We start from the raw sequence: 2,511 nt of genomic DNA, 5'->3' as shown, positions 1-2,511 counted from the left end.
CTGGTATTAACAGGGCTGCATACACCTTCCAATATTATCGGAATGTCTCTGTTATATCTGCGCATCATTTTCTATGGAATCCCCGCCACAGCAGCCTATAATATGTTTGCCTCTGCTCTAAGGGCTATGGGAAACAGTAAAACACCGCTGACCGCAATGATCATCGCATCTGTGCTGAATGTCTCACTGGACATCCTTTTTGTGGCAGGCTTCGGATGGGGTGTGGCAGGAGCAGCAATCGCAACTGTGATCGCACAGAGCTTCTCCGCTGTTTACTGTTTCCTGATTTTACGCAGAATTGATATCGTTCATCTGACCAGAGCAGATTTTATGCCTGCCTCCGGCATGAATGCCCGCCTGATGAAGCTTGGTATTCCTGTTGTATTTCAGAATATCATCATCGGTGTGGGCGGTCTGGTAGTCCAGTATGTGATCAATGGCTACGGTTTCCTTTTTGTAGCAGGATTTACAGCTACAAACAAGCTTTATGGTCTGCTGGAAATGGCTGCTATTTCCTATGGATATGCCATCGTTACCTATGTGGGTCAGAATCTGGGAGCCAGAAAGATTGACAGGATCAGAAAAGGCGTCCGCAGCAGTATGCTGCTTTCCCTGCTTACCTCACTGATCATTTCTGCTGCCATGTTTTTATTTGGAAAAAATATTCTCTCACTTTTCATCTCAGGTGAACCGCAGCAGACACAGGAGGTACTGGCAATTGCTTTTAAATACCTTTCTATTATGGCTGCCATGCTCTGGGTTTTGTACTTCCTGTACGTGTACAGATCTGCACTTCAGGGGCTGGGAGATACCTTAATGCCTATGGTAAGTGGTATGGCTGAATTTGTCATGCGTATCAGTGCTGCACTAATCCTTCCCCATTTTATCGGACAGGACGGTATTTTCTTTGCAGAGATTGCAGCATGGAGCGGAGCCACTGTGATCTTATGCATCAGCTATTATGTACGGATGCATAAATATCATTAAAACAAAACAGGGAGCTGTCGGTAAATAACGTTTTTTAGAGCTGACAGCACCAAACAAAAATATCCTGACAGTTACAGAGCTTTCTGGCTCTGCAACTTGTTCAGGATATTTTTATTTTGATAAATACTTTCTGTTTTTGGCCGCAAAAAATCCTTGTTTGGATTTTTTCAGCCGCATTTTTTTCTAGGCAGTTTTTCCTTCAAATTTTCTCAGTTTTTCGTATAAAAAACGATGATATTTATTTATATTTCTTCCAATAGCATACAGCATGAATTCTTTATATACCTTATCTGCCGAACGGTAATTAAAACGCCGGAAGTTCTCATTTTCCTTGATATCTCCAAAATGTCCTTCCGTCTGAATGGAACGTGTCTGGCGTTTCAGGATCCCGCGTTCACTCTGGATATTGGCATGCGATCTTTCTTTCAGTTCCTCCCATTGTTCATTGATCTTCATGACTTTGTTCTTTTCGGCATCTTTTTCCGCATCATACTTATACAGACAGCGCGCTTTATGTTCACATCCGCTGCAGTCTGCACAACCATATACCTCAAAGGTCTGTGTATATCCATCCTGCTCTTTGCTCTCTGTCCTGAGATGCCGCAGTTCACGTCCGTCATGGCAGATATAGAACTGTTCATCTTCAAAGATCCCTGTCCGCATGTTGTAATATTTACTGATATCTTCTGAATAAGCGTGTGTTTTTCGCTTTTCATGATCCTGCAGTTTTATATAACTGGATATTTCATTCCGTTTTAAATAAAGCAGATTTTTTTCACTACAGTACCCGCTGTCCGCAGTTACTTCTTCCAGAATACTCCCGAAAGCATTCTTATGTTTTTCAAGGACCGGGATCAGGGTATTATAATCGGTGCGGTCGCTGCTTACATATCCATGTACGATAAAATAATTCTCTACCGCGATCTGAACATTATATGCTGGCTTTAACTGTCCGTTCAGCATGTGATCTTCTTTCATACGCATAAAAGTCGCTTCCAGATCTGTTTTGGAATAACTGTTTCTGTCTTTTCCCATGATCTCAAAGCATTCTTTATATTCCATCAGTCGTTTTCCGCATTGTTCCAGTTCCTCATGCAGCTGTTGAAGTGCAGGTTTTCTTTTTCCTTTTCCGTAAACGAATTCGATTCCCTCGTTGTCTGCGATCATCGTGAGATTGTTCTGGAGTTTCCGTATTTCAAGCGGTGAACAGTTATCGATCTCTATAATACGGTTATTTGAAAGCTTTTTATGTTTTACAAGCTTTCGTTTTCTGTTCTTTTCGATCACTTCCCGGACTTTATCCATCCCTTCGATCACAAACATCTGTGCATTTCCCAGCTCGTACTTTGTTCCATAATCATTCTCCTGCAAAAAAGAATTATATTTTTCAAAAAGCTGGTCGATAGAGTCCAGAAGTCCTGCCAGATGGTAATTGATGCTTCCGCGCCATACAAAAGTATAACGGTTCGCATTTGCCTCTATCTTTGTACCGTCAATAAAAAGTTCTTTTAATGTGACCAGCCC

At 41.8% G+C, this 2,511-nt stretch carries 2 protein-coding genes; one reads left to right on the top strand and one right to left on the bottom strand.

All coding sequences use genetic code 11. The features are described 5' to 3' along the window. A partial coding sequence (locus tag ACZMB2_RS14005) for an MATE family efflux transporter (protein WP_487597171.1) occupies nucleotides 1–987 on the top strand: 987 nt, incomplete at its 5' end. A gap of 183 nt (nucleotides 988–1,170) precedes the next feature. Here the strand turns inward: ACZMB2_RS14005 and ACZMB2_RS14000 are convergent. After that, on the bottom strand, nucleotides 1,171–2,511 hold a 1,341-nt coding region (locus ACZMB2_RS14000), incomplete at its 5' end, for a transposase (RefSeq protein WP_487597170.1).

The organism is Hominiventricola sp., from assembly GCF_057604405.1.
The sequence above is the reverse complement of the archived record's forward strand: the minus strand, read 5'-3'. Positions and strand labels throughout refer to the sequence as shown.